The following is a 20,129-nucleotide window of genomic DNA, read 5'->3' as shown; positions in this document are numbered from 1 at the left end:
TGTAGGTATGGGTACAGCCGGTCCGGGCGACCCGCGGGCCGCCCTCAGTCAAATCAATCCGACGCATGCCTCGCGGATGCGGCGGCAACCTTCCTCGATATGCTCCATCGAGGTGGCGAAGCTCAGCCGCAGATAGGGCGACAGGCCATAGGCAGCGCCGTCCAGCACCGCCACGCCCGCGACGTCCAGCAGGAACATCACGACGTCCAGGTCGGTCCGCAGCACGCGTCCGTCGGCCGCGCGCTTGCCCAGCAGCCCCGCCACCGAGGGGTAGACATAGAACGCGCCCTGGGGCTGCGGACAGCGGATGCCGGGCACGGCGTTCAACCGCGCGACGATCCGATCGCGGCGCGCATGGAATACTTCCGCGGCCTCGCGCACGCAGGCCTGGTCGGCGGTGAGCGCGGTGCGCGCCGCCGACTGGCTGATCGCGCTGACGCAGCTGGTGCTCTGCGAGATCAGCGTGGCCATGGCCTTGATCAGGGCCTTCGGCCCGCCCGCATAGCCCAGGCGCCAGCCGGTCATCGCATAGGCCTTGGACACGCCATTGATCGTGAGGCAGCGGCTGGCAAGCGCCGGCACCGCGGCCGCGGGCGACAGATGCGTCGCATCGCCATAGGCGAGATGTTCGTAGATCTCATCGGTCATCAGCCAGACCTGCGGATGCCGCGCCAGCACCTCGCCCAGCGCCCGCAGCTCGGCGGCGTCGTACATCGCGCCGGTGGGGTTGCTGGGCGTATTCAGGAGCAGCCATTTGCTGCGCGGGGTGATCGCGCGCTCCAGCGCTTCGGGCGTGAGCTTGAAGCCGTCGGACTCGGGGCAAGGCACCACGACGGGGGTGCCGTCGTTGACCAGCACCATGTCCGGATACGACACCCAGTACGGCGCGGGAATGATGACCTCGTCGCCCGCCTGCACGGTGGCGGCCAGCGCGGTGAAGATCAGCTGCTTGGCGCCCACGCCGACGATCAGTTCGTCCAGCGCGTAGTCCAGCCCGTTCTCGCGCTGGAACTTGGCGCGCACCGCTTCCAGCAGCGGCCTGGAGCCGGCGGACGCGGTGTAGCGGATGTCGCCGCTGTTGAGCGCGTCGATGCCGGCCTGCACAATGTGCGCGGGCGTGGGCAGGTCCGGTTCGCCCACCGTGAAATCGACGATGTCCCTGCCCTGCGCGCGCAACTGATCGACACGGCTCTTGGCCGCCATGCTGGGCGAGGGCTTGATGGCGCGCGCCCGGGCCGCCAGGAATGCGCTTGCGGCCGCGTCCGCGGGACCGCCTTCATGCCGCGCGCTCATGCCAGCCCCTTGGCCGCGAAGGCGGCCTGCATCCAGCTCTGCGCCTTCTCGCCGCCGGCGATCTCGGCCATGATGCGCTGCTCCTTGGCGGCATGCGCCTGCGCGGCGGCGATCAGGGCCTCGGCCTCGGAAGGCGGGAAGCTGACCAGGCCGTCCTCGTCGCCCACCACGATGTCGCCCGGGTTGATGACCTGGCCGCCGATGGACACGGGCACGTTGACCTCGCCGGGGCCATCCTTGTAGGGGCCGCGGTGAATGTGGCCGCGCGCGTAGCAGGGAAAGCTGTCGGCCTCGAAGGCGGCCACGTCGCGGATCGCGCCGTCCACCACCACGCCGGCGCAGCCGTGGATCTGGAGGTAGCGCTTCATGATTTCACCCAGCACGGCGTTGGACAGGTCGCCGCCGGCGTCCACGACCAGCACGTGGCCAGGCTGCACCTGCATCATGGCCTTGTAGATGAGGAGGTTGTCGCCCGGGCGGGTCTTGACGGTGAGGGCCGTGCCGACCAGTTTGCCCGCGCCGTTATAGCGGCGCAGGCCCGAAATGCCTTCGCGGCGCGCGAGGTTGTCGCTGAGGTGCGGCGTGACGATGCCGGCCAGCGCCTGGAGAACCTCGGCGGAAGCAACGGGTGTAGCGGGCAATATCCGGGCGCCGGTATGAATGGAGGCCATGGCGATCTGCAAAATCCTGAGTCGGTGATTGAATGAGGCAGGCGCCATGGTGCGAGCTTTTGCGATTCCGTAAAAGGGATTAAATTTCCACGAACTTCATCGCTTTATGGAATATAAGGGTTAGCCCTTAATGGAAATTTCGGAATGAATATCGCTGCTCCGGAGCGCCTCGGATGCTGACCTTCAAGCAGATCGAGGCCCTGTACTGGACCGTCAGGCTGGGCACGTTTTCCGCCTCGGCGCAGAAGCTGCACACCACGCAATCCGCCATCACCAAGCGCATCCAGGAACTGGAGGCGGACTTCGATATCGCCCTGTTCGACCGCTCCGGCCACCGCGCCGAGCTGACCGCGCGCGGCCACGAGGTCTATGCGCTGGCGGAAGAAATGCTGGGCCATCGCGACCGGTTGCTGGTGCGCCTGAAAGGCCAGCACACGCTGACGGGCACGTTCCGCTTCGGCATCACGGAGATCACCGCGATGACCTGGCTGCCCGCGCTGATCCGGCTGTTGCGGGCGCATTACCCTCGCATCACGCTGGAGCCGCACATCGACCTGGGCGCGGACCTGCTCAAACGCCTGCAGGCAGGCCAACTGGACATGGCGTTCCTGCACGGGGAATTCGCGGAGCCGAACCTGCAGGTGGTGCCGCTGCAGCGCCTGGAGTTCGCCTGGATGGGCAGCCCCGACATGATCGACTCCAGCCGCGTCTACACGCCTGCGGACATCGCGGCCCTGCCCCTGCTGCGGCAGAGCCGGGAATCGGGCCTGAACATGATCTACGACGGCTGGCTGCGGCCGCACACGCCGGCCAGCAATATCTTCACCATCAACAGCCTGATCGCGATGGCCGGGCTGACCGCCGCCGGCTTCGGCGTCAGCTGCCTGCCGCGCGACTATTTCGCGGACATGGTCAGCGCGAAGCAGCTGGTCATCGCCCGCACCAGCCTGGCGCCGCCGCAATCGGTGTATTGCGCGATGTTCCGCAGGGATGCGGATGTGGCGTTTTGCGAGAGCGTTGCGGAGTTGGCGGAGAGTTGCTGCGAATTTTCCGCCGCGGGCCGGTGAGGGGCGCTTTGCGGCCCCTCTCGGGCTACAGCGCGCTCAGAATCGCGTCGCGGGCCTGGTGGGAAAGTTCCAGGCGGGTAGGCAGGCTGCCGTCGGGATGGCGGGCGGGCAGCGGGGGCAGGAAGACCACTTCCACGGCCAGGCCGGTCACGCCCAGCACGCGCCAGAGATTGGCGACCAGGGACTCCTCGCCCACGAAGGCGGCGTAGCCGCTGCGCTTGCCGTGCTGAAGAAAACGCAGGGCGACCGGCTGGATTTCGACGGCGGCGGCGCGGGCCGGCTCGAACAGGCTGGCGTGGAAGGGAAGCAGCTCGAAGCCTTCGCTGGTCGTGCCTTCGGGAAACAGGCCCACGGCATCGCCCTGCTTGAAGCGGGCCTGCATGGCCTCGCCCATCGCATGCACGGCGTGGCGTTGGCCGCGTTCGATGAACAGCGTGCCGGCGCCGGCCACCAGCCAGCCTATGACGGGCCAGCTGCGGATTTCGCTCTTCGCGACAAAGGACGTGGCGCGCGCCGAATTGAGCACGAAGATGTCGATCCACGATACGTGGTTGGCCACCATCAGCACCGGTCCCGTCAGGCGCGGCTCGCCCTTCAGGATCACCCGCAGGCCACAGAAGGCCATCAGGCAGCGGGACCAGCGGCGGTTCAGCCAGGCGCGCTTCCCGTTCCCGAGCAGCGGATACACCAGGCCCACGCAGAGCAGGCCGAAAATGATCCAGGGCAATACCAGGAACAGCCTAAGGACAAAGCGCAGCAGCTTCAAACCGGAGTCTCCCAGGCCAGGCTGCCACCCACGACGGTGGCGCGTACACGGCCGGGCAGCATCATACCCGCGAACGGGGTGTGGCCGCTGCGGCTTTGCAGCGCGCCCGGCGTCACCAGCCATTCGGCGTCTAGGTCGGCCAGGCAGAGGTCCGCCGGCGCGCCCACGCCCAGCTGGCCCGCCGGCGCGGCCAGCGGCGCGATCCTGCCCAGCACCGAGGCGGGGCCGCTGGTCACCCGCGCCAGCGCCTCGGCCAGGGGCCGGCGGCTGTCGCGCGCCCACTTCAATGCCAGGGACAGCAGCAGTTCCAGGCCCGTGGCGCCGGGTTCGGACAGCGGGAACGGCGCGGCCTTCGCGCGCCCCTCGACCGGAGTGTGATCCGAACACAGGGCGTCGACCGTGCCGTCGGCCAGCGCCGCCTGGATCGCATCGCGGTCGCGCTGGCCGCGCAGCGGCGGATCCAGGTGGAAATTCGTGTCGAAGAAACCGATATCGACATCGGTCAGGTGCAGGCTGTTGGCGGAAACGTCCGCCGTCAGCGGCAGGCCTTCGCGCCTTGCCGCCCGCAGCATATCCAGACCGGCCGCCGTGGACAGCCGCGTCAGGTGCACCCGGGCGCCGGTGGCGCGCTGCAATTCGAAGAGCGTCTGCAAGGCCACCGTCTCCGCTTGCGGCGGCAACCCTTCCAGGCCCAGGCGTTCGGCGTAGGCGCCGCCGGCGGCCACCGTGCCGCGCGCAAGCCAGGGGTCCTGCGGCCGCAGCCACAGCGTATGGCCCAGGCCGCTGGCGTGGCGCATCGCGCCCCACAGCACGCGCGTGTCGGCGATGCCCTTGTCTCCTTGCGCATAGGCCAGGCAGCCGGCCCGGGCAAGCAGATCCATTTCGGCCAGCGTTTCGCCCGCGAGGCCCACCGTCATCGCGCCCAGCGGACGCACGCGGCATTGCCCCGGGTGGGCCGGGCGCATCAGCGCGTCCGCCTTGCCCGGCTCATCCAGCGGCGCCCCTGGGTCGGGCGGCAGCACCAGGCAGGTCACGCCGCCCGCCAGCGCCGCGCGCAACTCGGAAGGCGCGAAAGCCGCCGCGCCGGGCTGTGCCACCCGCGCGCACAGGTCGACCAGGCCCGGCAGCACGGCCAGCCCTGCCGCGTCCAGCCGGCGGTCGGCCTCGAAACCGTCGGGCCTCCGGCCCACCGCCGCGACGCGGCCTTCGGCGATAAAGAGATCGTGCTGCCCGTCCACGCCGTTCGCCGGGTCGATCAGCCTGCCGTTCGCGATGTGCAGCCTCATGGCGCGCCTCCTGCGAGCAGGTCCAGGGCCGCCTCGCGCAGGCGCTGCTCAAGTCCGGCCAATTGCGCCTGCGCGGGCGCCAGACTGGCCGCGACATCGCCGTCGACCTCGATGCCCGGCGTCAACGGGCCCGCGGGCAGCAGCAGCGCATCGGGCCGCGCATCCGCCAGACTGGCTGGCGTCAGCCCCCAGGATTGCGCGTACTCGCGGGCGGAGGGCAGCAGCGCGCCGCTGATCCGTTCCACATCGAGCGGCAGGACAATGATGACGTCGGCGCCCTGCAACCCTTCCCGCAGCGAGGCGCAGGCGCGCGCGCCCAATTGCGCCAGGCTGTCGGGCAGCAAGCCGCGCGGCGCCGCCGCGCGCACTTCCGGAACGCCCAGCGTGGTCATGGCATGGATCGCCGAACGCGCCACTCGCGAATGCCGGACATCGCCCACCAGCGTTACCGCCAGGTTCGTCAGGTCCTGCTTGGCGTCCTGTATCGCCTGCACCAGCGCCAGCGCCGGCAAGGGATCGGCATGGCTGCCGTCGCCCGCGTTGACGATGCGCAGGCCCGGCGCCGCGTGGACCGCCGCGCAATGCGCCGCGCCGCTGGCCGCGTGGCGCAACACCAGCAGGCCCGGCTCCAGGCCCGCGACGGTTCCGGCCAGCGCATCGCCGGCCCCGGCGTCCAGCGCAACGGCCCGCAGCCCGAGGCGCGCGGAGGCGGCGGCGAATTCGCTGCGATCCCGCTCGGCATCTCCCGGCAGGCAAAGGAATACCGGCAACCCGGCCGCGGGCCCCCGCGCCGCCCCCGCGCCCGCCAGGGCGCGCGCGGCGTCCAGCAGCCGCTCGACATGGCGCCGGGGCAGGCCTTCCGTGGTCAGCAGGTGTATCAGTTCGCCGCGGCGATCGAGTTGCGGATTGAGCATAGGCAAGCCGGGCGGCAAGCGTCAGGCCGCCGGCAGGGTGTCCAGGTATCGTTGCAGGATAACAGCCGCGGCCATCGCGTCATCGGCGGCGTGCGTTCCGAGCAGGCGCTGCGCCTCCAGGCTGGAGCCGCGCTCGTCCACCAGTTCGACGGCGACGCCGAACCGGCCGTGCAACTGATTGGCGAAGCGGCGGCAGCGCGCGGTGGCGGGCTGTTCGCCGCCGTCGGCGTCCAGCGCCAGCCCCACGACGACGCGGCGGGGCTGCCATTCCTGCAGCAGCGCGGCGATGCGGCCGAAGCGCGCCTCGCGCACTTCGCTGAAGATGATTTCCAGCGGACGCGCCTGGCGCGTCAGCGTGTTGCCGATGGCGATGCCGATCTTCTTTTCGCCGAAATCGAAGGCAAGCAGGGTCTCTTCAGGCATGGCCCGCGTCGCCCGCCAGCATGACCGGATCGATGCCCAGCAGCTTCAGCGCGGCGGGATAGCGCTCTTCGGGAGGCACATCGAAGATGATGCTGTCGTCGGCGCCAACGCTCAGCCAGGCGTTCTGGGCCATCTCGCTTTCGAGCTGGCCCGCGCCCCAGCCGGCATAGCCCAGCGTGACCAGCATGCGGGCCGGCCCGTTGCCCTCGGCAACGGCCTGCAGCACGTCGCGCGACGTGGTAAGCGCCATGCCCCCCAGCTTGATGCTGGAGCTGTAGTCGCCCGCGGGCGCGTGCAGCACGAAGCCGCGATCGGTCTGCACCGGACCGCCGAAGAAAACCAGCGTGTCCTTCACGGGACCGATCTCCAGCGTCAGATCGATGCGCTCGAACAAGGTGCCCAGCGTCAGGTCGGTGGGCCGGTTGATGACCAGGCCCAGCGCGCCACGCTCGGTGTGTTCGCAGACATAGATGACCGAGCCCGCCAGGCTGCCTTCCACCATGCCCGGCATGGCGATCAGGAACTGGTTGGCGAAATTGGCCGCCTGCGTCGTGGATTCGTCGTGGTGAGTTTCCGTCATGGCAACCCCTTCGTGGGTAGTCTGAGAGAATCGTGGGACGGGCCGCGCGAACGCGGCCCTCAGGCCTTGCGGCAGGCTGTCCTACGATTGCGAGGGATGGGGCTTGATCCCATCTTACGAGCCTTGGCGGAATATGTCGGCTGCGCCGCTTCAGATTTCCATCAATTCGAAGTCCTCTTTGCGCGCGCCGCATTCGGGACAGACCCAATTCGGCGGCACGTCTTCCCAGCGCGTGCCCGGCGCAATGCCCTCGTCGGGCAGGCCGGCCTCTTCATCGTAGACCCAGCCGCAAATCAAACACATCCATGTACGCATAGTTCTCTCTTACATCAAATCCTGGCCCTCGCCCCGGCGGCAGGGCAAAGGTAAGGGGCTTCCATTAGAATGGGGACAATCTTACCGAAACCCAATAGGGGTTCCCCTGATTCGCAGCAAATGAGTCCGGGTACCCTTACTCAAGCGCTGTCCACGTGGCCCCCGTTACTCCCCCTCTCGTTTTGGTCTTCGGTCCGCTCGATCCCTCGGGCTCCGACGGTTTGCCGGCAGACGCCGTTACCTGCGCCCGCCTGGGTTGCCACGGCCTCGCGGCCGTAACCGCGCTGACCGTGCGGGATACCGCCGGCATCGAAGAAATCCACCCCGTCTCGCCCGACCTCCTGGACGACCAGGCGCGCTGCCTGCTCGAAGACATGTCGGTGCAGGCCATCAAGGTGGGCGGACTATACACTGCGGAAACGGCCAGCGTGGCCGCGCAGATCGCCGCCGACTACAGCCAGGTGCCGCTGGTCCTGCACCTGGGCCAGCGCGCCCAGCCCCCGGCCGACGCCGCCGACGAGGACGAGGCCGACGACCTGCTGGCCGCAACCCTGGAATTGGTGCTGCCCCAGACCGACCTGCTGGTCATCGAGCACCTGCGCCTGGCGCAGTGGCACGCCGACGGCGACATCGATATCGGGGACGCACCGTCGCCCATGCATGCCCTGGTGGCGGCGGGCGCGGAATGGGTGCTGGTCCTGGGCAGCCCCCAGCGTCCCGGCCACTACGCCAACATGCTGCTGGGGCCCAATGGCCAGACCAGCACCCTGCCGTGGCAGGCCCCGCCCGACCGCAACGGCGACGCCGGCGGCGTGGCCGCCGCCGCCATCGCCGCCATGCTGGCCCGCGGGCTGGACATGCCGGAAGCCGTGCGCCAGGGCCTGGCCCATGCCGACGCCGCCATCGCCGCCAGCTTCCTGCCGGGCATGGGCCGGCGCATCCCCAACCGGATCCACCCGCAATGAAAGCGCTGCGTTTCCCCGCCGGCCTGTACGGCGTCACCCCCGAATGGGACGACACGGACCGCCTGCTGCAGGCCGTCCGCAAAGCCGCCGAGGGCGGCATGCGCTCGCTGCAGCTGCGCCGCAAGAACGTGCCCGACTCGGTGCGCGCCGAACAGGCGCGCGCGCTGGCGCCGCTATGCCGCGAACTGGGCGTGGTCTTCCTGATCAATGACGACTGGCGCCTGGCGCTGGACGTGGGCGCCGACGGCGCGCACGTGGGCCGCGACGACGACAGCCTGGCGCGCATCCGCGCCGAGGCCGGCCCCGACCTGATCCTGGGCGGCTCCAGCTACGACGATCTGGCCCGCGCGCGGGAGCTGCTCGACGCCGGCGCCGACTACATCGCCTTCGGCGCCATGTTCGCCTCCACCGTCAAGCCCGACACCGTGCGCGCGCCGCTCTCGGTGCTGGCCGAAGCCCGCCGCCTGACCGATGAGCGCGACGCCCCGCGCCCGGCGGTCGTCGCCATCGGCGGCATCACGCCCGACAACGCGCCGCTGGTGGCGCAGGCCGGCGCCGACGCCATCGCCGTCATCACCGGACTCTTCGAAGCGCCCAGCATCCGCGCCGCAGCGGCGGCCTGCGCCGCACCCTATTCCGCCAACCCCAACCGCAAGCCTTGAACGCCATGTCCAGTAACGCCCAGCTTTTCGAACGCGCCTGCCGCAGCATCCCCGGCGGCGTCAATTCGCCCGTGCGCGCCTTCCGCTCCGTGGGCGGCACCCCGCGCTTCATCAAGCGCGCGCAAGGCCCGTACGTCTGGGATGCGGAAGACAAGCAGTACATCGACTACGTGGGTTCGTGGGGCCCGGCCATCCTGGGCCACTCGCACCCCGACGTCGTGCGCGCGGTGCAGGAAGCCGCCGTCAACGGCCTATCGTTCGGCGCCCCCACCGAAGCGGAGATCGAACTGGCCGAAGTCCTGATCGCTCGCCTGCCCTCGCTGGAACAGGTGCGCCTGGTCAGTTCCGGCACGGAAGCCACCATGACGGCCATCCGCCTCGCGCGCGGCGCCACCGGCCGCGCCAAGATCGTGAAGTTCGAAGGCTGCTACCACGGCCACTCGGACAGCCTGCTGGTCAAGGCCGGCTCCGGCCTGCTGACCTTCGGCAATCCCAGCTCGGCCGGCGTGCCGCCCGAGTTCGTGTCGCACACGCTGACCCTGGAATACAACAACCTGGACGCGGTGCGCGAGGCTTTCGCCCGCCATGGCGCCGACATCGCCTGCATCATCGTGGAGCCGGTCGCCGGCAACATGAACCTGATCAAGCCCGCGCCGGGCTTCCTGGAAGGCCTGCGCGAGGTCTGCACGCAACACGGCGCGCTGCTGATCTTCGACGAAGTGATGACCGGCTTCCGGGTAGGCCCGCAAGGCGTGCAGGGCCTGACGGGCGTCAAGCCCGACCTCACCACGCTGGCCAAGGTGATCGGCGGCGGCATGCCGGTGGGCGCCTTCGGCGGCAGCGCCGAGATCATGAAGCACATCGCTCCGCTGGGCGGCGTCTACCAGGCCGGCACGCTGTCGGGCAACCCCGTGGCCGTGGCCGCGGGCCTGGCCACGCTGCGCCTGATCGCCGCGCCCGGCTTCTATGAGAAGCTGTCGGCCCAGACCGCCAAGCTGGCCCAGGGCCTGCAGGAACGCGCCCGCGCCGCGGGCCTGGCCTTTTCCGCCGACTCGGTGGGCGGCATGTTCGGCATCTATTTCAGCGACAAGGTGCCCGCCTCGTTCGCCGAGGTCTCTGCCTGCGACACCGCCGCGTTCAACCGATTCTTCCACGCCATGCTGGACCACGGCGTGCACTTCGCGCCTTCGGCGTTCGAGGCCGGCTTCGTTTCGGCCACGCACGACGACGCCGTGATCAAGTCCACCCTGGACATCGCCGAAAAGGCCTTCGCGTCGATGTAAGCAAGCCCCGCGCGGGGAGCCGGCCCCCGGCCGCTCCTCTCAGGGGGCCTTGTAGCGCTCGTACAGGGCCGTGACGTCCCTGACGTAGGCCTGGGTCTCGGCGTAGGGCGGCACGGCGTCGTACTTGCGCACCGCCCCCTCGCCCGCGTTATAGGCGGCCAGCGCCAGGTCCAGCCGGCCGGGATACTGGTCGATCAGCCTGCGCAGATGGCGCGATCCCGCTTTCACATTCGTGGCCGGATCCACCAGCGCCGTCTCGACGTCGTCCACGGCAAGCAGCGGCGCCGCCGTCGCCGGCATCAGCTGCATCAGGCCCAGCGCGCCCTTGGGCGAGCGCGCATCGCTGCGGAACCCCGATTCGATCGCGATGACCGCGGTCAGCAAGGCCTGGTCCACCCCCGAATCCTGGGCCGCCCGGGCGATCAGCCCATCGTGCGCGGTGGGCACCTTGCCGTCTCCCCATTGCAGGGCGCGCGACGCCGGCTCCAGCCCGGCCAGGCGCGCGCCATCGCCGGACTTGGGCTCGCAGGCCATGCAGACCTTCACGCCGCCGCTGCGCCAGGCGGCGCGGGCCTGCGCCCGCTTGTAGTACTTGGCGTGGCCCGTGGGCACCTTCATGGCCCGCCAGACGCCGAAGGGATCCTTGTAGCGGTAGATATCGGCCGCCTGGGCCGGCCGGGCCGGCGCCAGCGCCAGCGCGCCCGCCAGGAGGGCCGCGAGCGCCGCCATGCCCCCGGCGTGCGCCAGGAGGGCGCGCAGGGCCGGGAAAACGGGTGGGGCGTGGCGAGGCATGGGCGGAGCTCCGGCGGCGTCCAGGGACGCGTTGGCGAGCTCCTATGCTGCTGCGCCGGCGCCGATTTGTCGCTCGTGCCAACGTCCTAATCCTGGGGGCCCGCCCTGCGGGAAAAACAGGGACATAACTAGGGCTTGCGGCTGGCCCCCGGCACCTACTTTCCAGTAGCACGGAAAGCTTGCGTTAGAATATGACCTAATATTTCGCATCATTACCAAATGAATTAACTTGGCCGCCAGCGCCAAGCGGGAGAGGCTGAGATGGACGCAACGAATATGCTCCAGCTGTCGCTGGACACCACCACCCTGGTCCTGACGGCACGCTACGCGCCGCCGCCTCGTCCCGAGCCGGCCGGCGGGCTGGCGGGCGCCCTTTCTCCCGGCCCGTCGGCCGAAGGCGATGGCGCCGACATCGCGCTGGCCGATCCGGCCGTCGACGCGCCCCCCGTCTTCAACCCCGACCTGCCCACCTGGGACACGCTGGCCGCCGCCGCCGTGGCCCAGGGCTGGACGGCCGAGGCCCTGGACAGCCAGGCGGTGCTGGCCTTCATCGAGCAATGCCGCAGCGCCCGAGAACCCGTCGAAGGGCCGGTGGGCATCGTCGTGGACGGCAGCTTCGAGCTGGAACTGGATCCGGCCCGCATGTCGGCGCTGCTGACGCTGCACCCTCCCAAGGGCGGCAAACCCGTCGCGCTGGAAGCCGTGCGCCAGGCGCTGGCCGACCAGGGCATCGTCCACGGCGTGCTGGAACGCGAGCTGGCCGAGGCCGTCGAGCGCGGCGCGCGGGAAACGGTGCTGATCGCCCGGGGCACGCCGCCCACCCGCGGCACCCCCACGCGCTTCGAAAGCCTGCTGGACCGCCTCAAACCCCGCGGGGAAGACATCGACGAACTGGCCCAGGTGGACTACCGCGACCTGGGCAACCTGCTCCTGGTCTCTCCCGGCACGCCGCTGATGCGGCGCTCGCCGCCGCTGCCGGGCGTGGACGGCACCGATGTCATGGGCAAGCCCGTCCTGCCGGAGGAAATGCCCGACACGCCGTTCGCCAAGGACCTGGCGGGCGTGGAGATCGATCCTGAAGACCCGTTGCTGCTGCGCGCGGCCATCGCCGGCACGCCCACCCTGGTCAGCCACGGCGTGCAGGTGAATCCCATGGTGGAGGTGGACGCCGTCAACCTGTCCACCGGCAACATCAATTTCGAGGGATCGCTGCAGGTGCGCGGCGACATCAGCGCCACCATGGAGGTCCGCGTCACCGGAGACGTGGTCGTCAACGGCACGATGGAGGCCGCGCTGGTGGAGGCCGGCGGCAACGTCACGGTCAAGGGCGGCATCATCGGCACGGCCGAAGCCTTGCAGGACGCCGCCGCGGCCGCGCGCACCGCCCGCATCGTCTGTGGCGGGGCGCTGCGCGCCAGGTTCATCGCCAACGCGATCGTCAGCGCCGGCAAGGACGTGGATGTGGAGCGCGAAATCCGCCAGAGCAATATCGCCGCCGGCGGCAGCATCAACGTGGGTCCGCCCAATACGCAGCAAAGCGCCATCGCCGGCGGGCAGGTGCGCGCCCTGCAGAGCGTGCGCGCCGGCACCATCGGCGCAGCCTCGGGCATCCCGACGCTGGTGCAGGCCGGCCTGGATCCGCACGCGGACATCAAGCGTTCGGCCCTGGCGCGCAAGCGCCTGCAGATGAACGAAGAGAAAGCCAAGCTGGAAAAGCTGCTGACCTTCCTGCAGGCCAATCCCGGGCGCGCCCCCGGCGACGTGGCGGAACGCGCGCGCAACACCCATGCCAAGCTCAGCCACGAATTGCTGGAGCTGGATGCGGAGGAAGCCCAGTTGGCGCGCGAACTCCAACCCCTGCAAACCGCCACCATCGCGGCCGCCAAGCGCTTCTGCAGCGGCGCGACGATCCAGTTGGGCAACAAGATGCAGGAATTCCTGGAAGACCAGGTCGGCGGCAAGGCCAAGCTGGAGGAAGGGCAGATCGTCATCCGCTGATCCCTCCCCGCGGGGCGGGCGCTAGGGCGCCAGCTCCTTGAACCAGGCTCGCGGCGAAATGCCGCGGTCGGGCCCCAGGATGGAAAAACCGCCGTCCACCGGAATGTCCACGCCGGTCATCCATGAGGCCGAATCCGAACAGGCGAAACACACCGCGGCGGCGATCTCCTCGCCCGACCCGACCCGGCCCAGCGGGTGGAAATGCGCGCCCACCTCGTCGGCGGCTTCACGCGACCCGCCCGACAACTGCGCCACCGACGGCGACCAGGTCCAGGCGGGCGACACCGCCAGCACCCGCACGCCCGCCGGCGCCAGCTCCACCGCGAAGTTCTTGGTGATCTGCAACAACGCCGCCTTGGAGGCCGGATACAGCGCGCGTCCGGCCGCGCCGAACTTGCCGCCCGTGCTGCCCATGTTCACCACCACGCCGCCGCGCCGCAGCAGCGGCGCGGCCATCTGCGTGAAGATGGCCGCCGACACCAGGTTCGTGTCCAGCGTGCCGTGCCATTCCTCGCGGGACGACGCGAGCCCGCGGTCCGTGTACTGGCAGGCATTATTGACCAGGATGTCCAGCCTTCCGAAGCGCGACAGGGCCGCATCGATGCAGCGTTGTATCTGGCTGTCCTGCCCGATGTCCGTCTCGCAGTACAGCGCGCGGCCCTGCAAGTCCCGCTCCAGCGCGCGTCCGGCCTCGGCGTTGCGTCCAACCAGCACCACGTTGGCGCCGGCCGCGGCCAGCCCTCGCGCGATATCCGCGCCCAGCCCCTGAGTGCTGCCGGTCACGATGGCGGTCTTGCCGGCAACGCCGGGGAATCCTGTGAAATCCATGAATCTTCCTTAATTGTCGGGCGTCGCCGCCCAGCGCAACGCCTCCGTCACCGATCCGGTGCGCGCGACCAGGCGCATGCTGGCCAGCGAGGCCTCGTGCACCGCGGGGTCCGCCGACGCGCAGGCATCCTGGGCCACCATCACCTCGAAGCCGATGTCGGCCCCATGGCGCACGGTGCCCTCGACCACGGAATGCGTGGCGACGCCGGCCACCACCAGCCTGCGCGCGCCCAGCACCCGCAGGGTTTCCTCCAGCGGCGTGCCATAGAAGGCGCTGATCCGGGTGTGCTTGACCACGAATTCGCGCGCGCTGCCGGACAAGGGCTGCAACCCCTCGTAGAAGGCGCTGCCCCACTGCCCTTCCGCCACCGCGCCGATGGCGGCCACGTTGCGGAAGATGGCGCAATTGGCCAGCAGGTCGGCGTAGTCGGGCCGGAAGGCGATGCGCACGTGCACGATGGGCAGGCCGCCGGCCCGCGCGCCGTTCAGCAAGGCGGCGGCGCTCTCCAGCAGGCGCTGCCGCGCAAGCCCGTCCGCGTCCAGCCCGACGCGGATCTTGCCGTCGGGATGCAGCACGTCGTTCTGGTAGTGCAGGGCCAGCACCGCGGTGTCCGGCGCCGTCACACGAACCCCTCGAACACGTCGTGCACGTCGTCGCAATTGACCAGATCCACCCGCTTCATGCGGATGCGCCAGCCGTCGCCCTCGGCGGCGAGCTTGTGGGTATAGCGGCCGGCCAGCTGGCGCGGCTCGCGCTTGCGCCATTCGGTCATCTGGAAGACGGAATGCACGACCAGGTTGCCCCCCGCGTCCACGCCCTCCACCTGCACGCTTCCCACCAGCCGCGCGCTGCGGGTGGGCGGCTGCTGCGACCAGTTGCGCGGATGTTCCAGCCGCCGGATGCGCACGTCGCGCAGCATGCGGTCCTCCCAGAACAGCGAGATATGGTCGTACGGGCTCGGCTGGCCGGGCACCCGCGGCATCCAGTACATGCCATCGGCCGTCCACAGCGCCTGCCAGTCCGCGTAGCGGCGCTCGTCCAGCAGGCGGGCCTCGCGGTACAGGAACTGCGCGATGCGATGGTAGGCGTCGGCCGGCACGTCGGCGGGCGACAGGCCATCGGTCGCAACGTCGAAATCGAGGTCTAGCAGCATGCGGCGTCTCCGGTGGCGGCGGCCGCGGCCGTGTGCGCGGCGCCGGCTTGCATGTAGGTCTTCCAGGCGTGGAACTGGTTGCGCATCGGCAGCTCGCTGGTTCCGTTCAGGGACACCATGCCGTCGGCATCGCTGCGGTCGGTGCCGTGGTAGCGGTGCATGCTGACCCATTCGCCGCCGCGCGTCGCGTTGCCTTCCTGGCAGCGGTTATAGAGTTCGATGTCGTCCGGCATGACGTTGGACGAGGGCGAATTGATGACGTTGGCATACAGCATGGCGCGTTTGAACACGCCGTCCGGCGCGCCCTTGCAGCGGAACGTCTGGATCTCGATCATCGTCCGGTCCACCGCGATGGGGCGAATCACGCGGAACTGCTGGAACACCGTGTGGGGCGATCCGCTGCCATAGATGACGGTGTTGTGCCGGTTCATGCCCAGGATCTCGCGGGCCCGCGTTTCGCCGTAGGCGGCGCTCAGCGTTTCGAAGTGCGCGCGCGAGACAGGATCGCGTTCGGCCGCGCCCGGATTGAAGATGCCCTCCATGTAGCCGTGGCCGTTGGCGTAGGCGCGCAGTTCCAGCTTCTCCCAGAACTCGTAGGGCTCGCCGTTGCCGTCCATGATGTGAAGCTCCAGCGGCATCTCGCCGATCTCCTTGGCCTCGTCGCGGGCCGCGGCGTACGAGGATTCGTGCGTGACCCGGGCATGCATGGTGTCGTGCAGGTTTTCGTAGAACACCTTCCAGTTCGACCGCTGCATGACGCGGAAAATGCCGCCGGCCACTTCCACCTCGCCCACGGGCGAGCGGTCGCAGAGATTGTCGATGGACGAGCGCACGCCGCCCAGGAACTCCTCCAGCCCCTGCCCCTGGGCCGACTGGCTGGCGAACACGAAGCCGCGGTAGCTTTCCACGCGCGGCAGCCGCCGCATCGAGAACGACGGGTCGGCGGGATCGTAGGCGGTGCCTTCCAGGCCCTGCTTGAGCGGCACGCCCAGGTGGCTGCCATCCAGCTTGAAGGTCCAGGCGTGATACGGACAGCGGAAGAACTTGCCCGCGCAGCCGTCGCCGTCGGCCACCACCTTCGCGCCCTTGTGGGGGCAGCGGTTGTACAGCACATGCACGCGGCCGTCGGACGCCCTCACCATCAGCACGTCCTGGTCCCCAAGGCGTGTCGTGTGGTAATCGCCCGTCTTCGGCACCTGGCTTTCGTGCCCCACGTAGATCCAGGCGCGGCCGTAGATGCGCTGCATCTCCAGGTCGAAAATGGCCGGGTCTGTATAGACCGCCCGGTGCACGCTGTCGCCGCGCACCATGCCGGCCAATTGCGCTTCGGTATATGCCATGGCCGCCTCCTATTTGCCTTCGCTGTCTTTCCAGCGCGCCATCAGCGTGTTGGATGGCAACGTCTCGTCCAGCAGCTTGGCCGCCGTCTCGCGGCCGGCGGTCGGCAGGCCCTTGGGGTCCAGCAGGCCCACCTGGACCAGCACGCTGGCCTGGTCCCAATAGATGTGCTCGTGATAGAGCTTGTCGCCGCGGAACTTGACGATCGCCACCAGCGGAATCTCCACGTACTTGCCGGTGGGCGCCACGCCGGGCAGCATCCAGTCGATCTCGGTGGTGTGTGTGAAACAGAACAGCAGCTCGTCCACGATCTGCGTGGCGCCCACCGTGCGCGACAGCGGCACCAGACGGGTGTCGGGCGGGTTGCTGTTGACGAAATGGTGCTGGTAGAAGCGGCTCAGTTCCTTGTGACCCACGCCGCCCGTCATGGTGGGAATGTGGTTCACGTAGGGCTCGGCCACCATGGTGGCCATGGTGGCCGCCACATCACGCGTGCCGAATTCGTATTCGCAGTGCTTGTCCCAGAGGTACGAATAATCGAACTCCGGCCCGATGGCGCGCTGCAGCGCGGCCATGCTGCGCTGGTGCGCCATCAGCGCGGACGGCTTGTCGTAGTGGTCGCCGCCCGTTCGGGCGAAGGCATGGTCCACGCCCGGATAGACGTAAAGCTCCACGCCGGGCTTGCCGCCCAGCGCCTCCAGGATGCGCTGGCGCGCCTCGGGCGGGCAGAAACCGTCCTGCTCGGCGATGTGCAGCACCAGCCGGCCCCGCAGCCCCTCGGCCTCGGCCAGGCTGTCTTCGATGCCCACGCCGTAGTAGCCCACCGCCACGTCCACATCGGTGCGGCAGGCGGCCAGGTAGGCCAGCTTGCCGCCCAGGCAGTAGCCCAGCACGCCTACCCCACCCTGCTGCTCGGGCAGTTCGCGCAGCGCGGCGATGGCCGATGCAATGTCGCGCAGCCCCAGTTCCACGTCGAAGCCCTTGTAGAGTTCGAAGGCGCGCGGCATGTCGGCCGGGCCGTCCGTCAACTGGATGCCCGGCTGCTGGCGCCAGAACAGGTCGGGCACCAGCACCACGTAACCCTCCTCGGCCAGCAGCTGCGCGGCGCGGCGCATGAAGCCGTTCACGCCGAAGATCTCCTGGCACAGCACCAGGCCGGGGCCGCGCCCGGACGCCGGCACCGCCAGATAGGCGCCGAAGGACTTGCCATCATGCGAAGCAACGGTCACGTCGCGCGTCGTAATGCTCGAGGTCATGCGTATCTCCTTGTTGCGGGCGTCCGCCCTACTTCATCCGGCAGGAAGCGGCGAACGGATCCTGGTACTGCGTCAGCACCGTGCCCGACAGTTTGTTCGACAGCTTTCCGCCCGCGCCCGCCTCGACGATGCGCAGGTAGTAGTTCTGCACCGGATATTGGTTGCTGTTGAATTTGAAATCGCCCCGCACGGACTTGAAATCCGCGCGGCGCAAGGCAGGGCGCAGCGCGTCCGCGTCCAGCTTGCCGCCGGTCTGGCGCACCGCGCTGTCCAGCAGCATGGCGGCGTCATAGCCCTGCGACGCGTATAGCGTGGGGCTGCGCTTGTAGGCCTTCGTGAAATCCTCCACGAACTTGCGATTCGCCGGGTTGTCGAGGTCGGCGGCCCACTGGGACGTATTGCGCAGGCCTTCTATGGGCGCGCCGACCGCGGCGATCGTGTCCTCGTCGCCCGAGAAGCCGGGCGCCAGCAGCGCGATCTCCTTGCCGAGGCCCGCGCCGTTGAATTGCTTGATGAAGTTCACGCCCATGCCGCCCGGCAGGAAGAAGAACACCGCGTCGGGCTTGCTGGCGCGCAGCCGCGTGATTTCCACGCCGTAGTCCAGCTGGCCGAGCTGGGTGTAGATTTCTTCGGAGAGCCCGCCCTTGTACAGGCGCTTGAAGCCGTTGAGCGATTCGCGGCCGCCGGGATAGTCCGGCGCGATCAGCGCCACGCGCTTGTAGCCCTGGTCGGCGGCATACTTGCCCATCGCGGCCGGAATGTCCTCGTTCTGCCAGGCGACCGCGAAGAAATTGGGATTACAGCCCGCGCCGGCGTAGTTCTCCGGCCCGGTATTGGTGCTCAGGTAGATGGTGCCCGATTGCAGGATGGCCGGCATCACGGGCAACAGCACGTTCGAGAACACGATGCCGGTCATGACGTCCACGTGGTCGCGCTTGAGCAGGCGCTCGACCGCCTGGCGGCCCGTGTCCGCCTTCTGCTGGTCGTCCGCCACCACCACCTCGGCCGGCAGTCCGCCCAGCTTGCCCCCCGTATGTTGCAGCGCGAGATTGAAGCCGTCCCGGATCTCGTTGCCCAGCGCCGCCCCGGGCCCCGAGAGCGTGGTCAGCAGGCCGATCTTGATTTTGTCGGCCGCCGATGCATGCGCGGCGGCAGCCATGCACGCCAACGCGGCCAGCGCGCGCCGGCGCCATAGGTTTCGATTCATGAGCCACCCCGTTTTCCCCGCCGGCCCCGCCGGCGGAAAGCTGACAGAACCCGTCTGCCCTCGGTTAACGCATGCTGCCGATGGACGCGCGCCCGAAGGCCCCGCGCACAGGCCCTAGCTTAGGCCGCCCGGGGGAGCGGCTCTATCCGATTACAGTCAGTCTTATCCGGGATTCACTTAATTCCAAGGGCCAGCCGTTTACATTACCCTGGCCTGAGATACGGGAGGGTTCCCGTACCGGAGGCATGCATGCATGGCTGGTCACGACTCACGCTGGCGCCCCTGTTGCAGCGGCGCGTCTTCAGCTCCACCCAGCAGGACGAAACACGGACGCTCGTGTCCGAAGCCCTGAAGGAGCACCGCCTGACCTGGAAGGGCGGCCGGGTGGACGCGGAACTGAACCGGGCGCGCTTCGGATCCCTCACGGTCTGTACCCTGCGCTACGGCGCCGAAGTCCATATCGAGCCCGACAGGCTGCAGGATTTCATGCTGGTGCAGGTGCCCCTGCGCGGCCGCGCCTGTATCGAATGCGGCAACGACCGGGTCGACGCCGGCCCCGAGTGCGCCGCTGTCATCGCCCCCAACCGCCCGCTGCGCCTGCACTGGGAAGCCGGCTGCGAGCAGCTGCTGCTCAAGATCCCGCGCGGCAAGCTCGAAGCCATCGGGTTGCGCGCCTTCGGCGAGGCCGCCGCCGGCCCGCTGGACTTCAGCCCCGCGCTGCGCCTGGACACCCCCGTCGGCGCCGCCTGGTGCAGCATGGTCGCAAGCCTGATCCACCTGCTGCCCACGCTGGACGACGGCGCGCGCCGTCCGCCCGCGGCCTGGCTGGACCATCTGGAAGACACCCTGATGCTGCACCTGCTCTACAACCAGCCGAACAGCTGGCAGGCGCGCGCAGGCCGGGCTCCGGCGCTCCCGCGCCGCCTGACGCTGGCCGAGTCATACATGCGCGAGCACCTGTCCGCCCCCCTGACCCTGATCGACATCGCCCGCCACGCCGGCGCCAGCGCCAGCGCCCTGACACGCCTGTTCCAGGAACACCGGGACACCACTCCCATGAACGCGCTGCGGGCGCTGCGCCTGGACACCGCCAGGCAGAAGCTGAAATCGGACGCCCATGCCAGCGTGACCGAGGTCGCGCTAGGTGTCGGATTCGGGCATCTGGGACGGTTTTCGGAGTATTACCGTGAACGCTTCGGCGAGTTGCCGCGCGAAACGCGGCGCATGACGGGATGAACGACGGCCGCTAAGAAAGCCGCATATGCCATGGCTGACATCGCCCCGACAGGGCGCCCGCAAGCCCAGCCTGGGGCGGGCAGGCAGATCCTCCG

General features: G+C 69.3%; 21 protein-coding genes. 6 read left to right on the top strand and 15 right to left on the bottom strand.

Annotated elements, in window-relative coordinates; genetic code table 11:
• Positions 1-48: 48 nt before the first annotated feature.
• Positions 49-1,293: an aminotransferase class I/II-fold pyridoxal phosphate-dependent enzyme gene (locus ACN6PJ_RS13910; protein WP_427996454.1), complete on the bottom strand. Its 1,245-nt coding sequence runs from the start codon at positions 1,291-1,293 to the stop codon at positions 49-51.
• Entirely contained in the window at positions 1,290-1,964 is a 675-nt protein-coding gene (locus tag ACN6PJ_RS13905) for an RraA family protein (RefSeq protein ID WP_427996453.1), read from the bottom strand. Before ACN6PJ_RS13905 ends, ACN6PJ_RS13910 begins: the two co-directional genes overlap by 4 nt.
• 173 nt (positions 1,965-2,137) lie before the next feature.
• Between ACN6PJ_RS13905 and ACN6PJ_RS13900 the strand changes: the two genes are divergently transcribed.
• A complete protein-coding gene (locus ACN6PJ_RS13900; protein WP_427996452.1) occupies positions 2,138-3,031 on the top strand; it encodes a LysR family transcriptional regulator in 894 nt (297 codons plus the stop codon).
• A gap of 25 nt (positions 3,032-3,056) precedes the next feature.
• Here ACN6PJ_RS13900 and ACN6PJ_RS13895 read toward each other — a convergent pair whose 3' ends face one another.
• The 6 genes from ACN6PJ_RS13895 to ACN6PJ_RS13870 form a co-directional block, all read right to left on the bottom strand.
• Complete coding sequence (locus tag ACN6PJ_RS13895; protein ID WP_427996451.1) at positions 3,057-3,797, bottom strand: lysophospholipid acyltransferase family protein; 741 nt, start codon at positions 3,795-3,797, stop codon at positions 3,057-3,059.
• A complete protein-coding gene (locus ACN6PJ_RS13890) occupies positions 3,794-5,083 on the bottom strand; it encodes a dihydroorotase (RefSeq protein ID WP_427996450.1) in 1,290 nt (429 codons plus the stop codon). Before ACN6PJ_RS13890 ends, ACN6PJ_RS13895 begins: the two co-directional genes overlap by 4 nt.
• Complete coding sequence (locus ACN6PJ_RS13885; RefSeq protein WP_427996449.1) at positions 5,080-5,997, bottom strand: aspartate carbamoyltransferase; 918 nt, start codon at positions 5,995-5,997, stop codon at positions 5,080-5,082. The genes ACN6PJ_RS13890 and ACN6PJ_RS13885 overlap by 4 nt, the downstream gene beginning before the upstream one ends.
• 21 nt (positions 5,998-6,018) lie before the next feature.
• A complete protein-coding gene (ruvX, locus tag ACN6PJ_RS13880; RefSeq protein ID WP_427996448.1) occupies positions 6,019-6,420 on the bottom strand; it encodes a Holliday junction resolvase RuvX in 402 nt (133 codons plus the stop codon).
• Positions 6,413-7,000 (bottom strand): YqgE/AlgH family protein, encoded by a 588-nt coding sequence (locus ACN6PJ_RS13875; RefSeq protein WP_427996447.1) that lies wholly within the window; start codon positions 6,998-7,000, stop codon positions 6,413-6,415. The genes ruvX and ACN6PJ_RS13875 overlap by 8 nt, the downstream gene beginning before the upstream one ends.
• Positions 7,001-7,150: 150 nt before the next feature.
• Entirely contained in the window at positions 7,151-7,315 is a 165-nt protein-coding gene (locus tag ACN6PJ_RS13870) for a rubredoxin (RefSeq protein WP_003814980.1), read from the bottom strand.
• Positions 7,316-7,470: 155 nt separating this feature from the next.
• Here ACN6PJ_RS13870 and ACN6PJ_RS13865 point away from each other — a divergent pair, with 155 nt between their 5' ends.
• Genes ACN6PJ_RS13865 through hemL form a run of 3 tightly spaced genes read left to right on the top strand, consistent with a single transcriptional unit; the run spans position 7,471 to position 10,225 of the window.
• Positions 7,471-8,280, top strand: a complete 810-nt coding sequence (locus ACN6PJ_RS13865; RefSeq protein ID WP_427996446.1) for a bifunctional hydroxymethylpyrimidine kinase/phosphomethylpyrimidine kinase — start codon at positions 7,471-7,473, stop codon at positions 8,278-8,280.
• Complete coding sequence (thiE, locus tag ACN6PJ_RS13860) at positions 8,277-8,942, top strand: thiamine phosphate synthase (protein ID WP_427996445.1); 666 nt, start codon at positions 8,277-8,279, stop codon at positions 8,940-8,942. The genes ACN6PJ_RS13865 and thiE overlap by 4 nt, the downstream gene beginning before the upstream one ends.
• A gap of 5 nt (positions 8,943-8,947) precedes the next feature.
• Complete coding sequence (gene hemL / locus ACN6PJ_RS13855; RefSeq protein WP_427996444.1) at positions 8,948-10,225, top strand: glutamate-1-semialdehyde 2,1-aminomutase; 1,278 nt, start codon at positions 8,948-8,950, stop codon at positions 10,223-10,225.
• A 39-nt stretch (positions 10,226-10,264) separates the two neighbouring features.
• Here hemL and ACN6PJ_RS13850 read toward each other — a convergent pair whose 3' ends face one another.
• Positions 10,265-11,017, bottom strand: coding sequence for a lytic transglycosylase domain-containing protein (locus ACN6PJ_RS13850; RefSeq protein ID WP_427996443.1), 753 nt, complete (start codon positions 11,015-11,017; stop codon positions 10,265-10,267).
• 261 nt (positions 11,018-11,278) lie between these two features.
• Between ACN6PJ_RS13850 and ACN6PJ_RS13845 the strand changes: the two genes are divergently transcribed.
• Positions 11,279-13,015 carry a DUF342 domain-containing protein gene (locus ACN6PJ_RS13845; RefSeq protein WP_427996442.1) on the top strand — a complete coding sequence of 579 codons (1,737 nt, stop codon included), beginning with the start codon at positions 11,279-11,281 and terminating at the stop codon, positions 13,013-13,015.
• A gap of 21 nt (positions 13,016-13,036) precedes the next feature.
• Here the strand turns inward: ACN6PJ_RS13845 and ACN6PJ_RS13840 are convergent, their stop codons facing one another.
• Genes ACN6PJ_RS13840 through ACN6PJ_RS13815 form a run of 6 tightly spaced genes read right to left on the bottom strand, consistent with a single transcriptional unit; the run spans position 13,037 to position 18,798 of the window.
• On the bottom strand, positions 13,037-13,843 hold the full coding sequence (locus ACN6PJ_RS13840) for an SDR family oxidoreductase (RefSeq protein ID WP_427996441.1): 807 nt from the start codon (positions 13,841-13,843) through the stop codon (positions 13,037-13,039).
• Positions 13,844-13,852: 9 nt separating this feature from the next.
• Positions 13,853-14,467: a cysteine hydrolase family protein gene (locus ACN6PJ_RS13835; protein ID WP_427996440.1), complete on the bottom strand. Its 615-nt coding sequence runs from the start codon at positions 14,465-14,467 to the stop codon at positions 13,853-13,855.
• Entirely contained in the window at positions 14,464-14,997 is a 534-nt protein-coding gene (locus ACN6PJ_RS13830; RefSeq protein WP_427996439.1) for an aromatic-ring-hydroxylating dioxygenase subunit beta, read from the bottom strand. The genes ACN6PJ_RS13835 and ACN6PJ_RS13830 overlap by 4 nt, the downstream gene beginning before the upstream one ends.
• Positions 14,988-16,337 carry an aromatic ring-hydroxylating dioxygenase subunit alpha gene (locus ACN6PJ_RS13825; RefSeq protein WP_427996438.1) on the bottom strand — a complete coding sequence of 450 codons (1,350 nt, stop codon included), beginning with the start codon at positions 16,335-16,337 and terminating at the stop codon, positions 14,988-14,990. The genes ACN6PJ_RS13830 and ACN6PJ_RS13825 overlap by 10 nt, the downstream gene beginning before the upstream one ends.
• A 9-nt stretch (positions 16,338-16,346) precedes the next feature.
• A complete protein-coding gene (locus ACN6PJ_RS13820; protein WP_427996437.1) occupies positions 16,347-17,591 on the bottom strand; it encodes a dienelactone hydrolase family protein in 1,245 nt (414 codons plus the stop codon).
• A 28-nt stretch (positions 17,592-17,619) separates the two neighbouring features.
• Positions 17,620-18,798 carry an ABC transporter substrate-binding protein gene (locus tag ACN6PJ_RS13815; protein WP_427996436.1) on the bottom strand — a complete coding sequence of 393 codons (1,179 nt, stop codon included), beginning with the start codon at positions 18,796-18,798 and terminating at the stop codon, positions 17,620-17,622.
• 249 nt (positions 18,799-19,047) lie between these two features.
• Between ACN6PJ_RS13815 and ACN6PJ_RS13810 the strand changes: the two genes are divergently transcribed.
• A complete protein-coding gene (locus ACN6PJ_RS13810; RefSeq protein ID WP_427996435.1) occupies positions 19,048-20,034 on the top strand; it encodes an AraC family transcriptional regulator in 987 nt (328 codons plus the stop codon).
• Positions 20,035-20,129: the final 95 nt, after the last annotated feature.

Source organism: Achromobacter sp. (assembly GCF_050285585.1).
GTDB lineage: Bacteria > Pseudomonadota > Gammaproteobacteria > Burkholderiales > Burkholderiaceae_B > Achromobacter.
This window is presented reverse-complemented; position numbering and strand designations above follow the sequence as displayed.

Bases quoted from the DNA above. Each gene is read 5' to 3' on its own strand.
- ACN6PJ_RS13910 (WP_427996454.1), bottom strand. From the start codon at position 1,293: ATGAGCGCGCGGCATGAAGGCGGTCCCGCGGACGCGGCCGCAAGCGCA.
- ACN6PJ_RS13905 (WP_427996453.1), bottom strand. From the start codon at position 1,964: ATGGCCTCCATTCATACCGGCGCCCGGATATTGCCCGCTACACCCGTT.
- ACN6PJ_RS13900 (WP_427996452.1), top strand. From the start codon at position 2,138: ATGCTGACCTTCAAGCAGATCGAGGCCCTGTACTGGACCGTCAGGCTG.
- ACN6PJ_RS13890 (WP_427996450.1), bottom strand. From the start codon at position 5,083: ATGAGGCTGCACATCGCGAACGGCAGGCTGATCGACCCGGCGAACGGC.
- ACN6PJ_RS13885 (WP_427996449.1), bottom strand. From the start codon at position 5,997: ATGCTCAATCCGCAACTCGATCGCCGCGGCGAACTGATACACCTGCTG.
- ruvX (WP_427996448.1), bottom strand. From the start codon at position 6,420: ATGCCTGAAGAGACCCTGCTTGCCTTCGATTTCGGCGAAAAGAAGATC.
- ACN6PJ_RS13875 (WP_427996447.1), bottom strand. From the start codon at position 7,000: ATGACGGAAACTCACCACGACGAATCCACGACGCAGGCGGCCAATTTC.
- ACN6PJ_RS13870 (WP_003814980.1), bottom strand. From the start codon at position 7,315: ATGCGTACATGGATGTGTTTGATTTGCGGCTGGGTCTACGATGAAGAG.
- thiE (WP_427996445.1), top strand. From the start codon at position 8,277: ATGAAAGCGCTGCGTTTCCCCGCCGGCCTGTACGGCGTCACCCCCGAA.
- hemL (WP_427996444.1), top strand. From the start codon at position 8,948: ATGTCCAGTAACGCCCAGCTTTTCGAACGCGCCTGCCGCAGCATCCCC.
- ACN6PJ_RS13850 (WP_427996443.1), bottom strand. From the start codon at position 11,017: ATGCCTCGCCACGCCCCACCCGTTTTCCCGGCCCTGCGCGCCCTCCTG.
- ACN6PJ_RS13845 (WP_427996442.1), top strand. From the start codon at position 11,279: ATGGACGCAACGAATATGCTCCAGCTGTCGCTGGACACCACCACCCTG.
- ACN6PJ_RS13840 (WP_427996441.1), bottom strand. From the start codon at position 13,843: ATGGATTTCACAGGATTCCCCGGCGTTGCCGGCAAGACCGCCATCGTG.
- ACN6PJ_RS13830 (WP_427996439.1), bottom strand. From the start codon at position 14,997: ATGCTGCTAGACCTCGATTTCGACGTTGCGACCGATGGCCTGTCGCCC.
- ACN6PJ_RS13825 (WP_427996438.1), bottom strand. From the start codon at position 16,337: ATGGCATATACCGAAGCGCAATTGGCCGGCATGGTGCGCGGCGACAGC.
- ACN6PJ_RS13820 (WP_427996437.1), bottom strand. From the start codon at position 17,591: ATGACCTCGAGCATTACGACGCGCGACGTGACCGTTGCTTCGCATGAT.
- ACN6PJ_RS13815 (WP_427996436.1), bottom strand. From the start codon at position 18,798: ATGAATCGAAACCTATGGCGCCGGCGCGCGCTGGCCGCGTTGGCGTGC.
- ACN6PJ_RS13810 (WP_427996435.1), top strand. From the start codon at position 19,048: ATGCATGGCTGGTCACGACTCACGCTGGCGCCCCTGTTGCAGCGGCGC.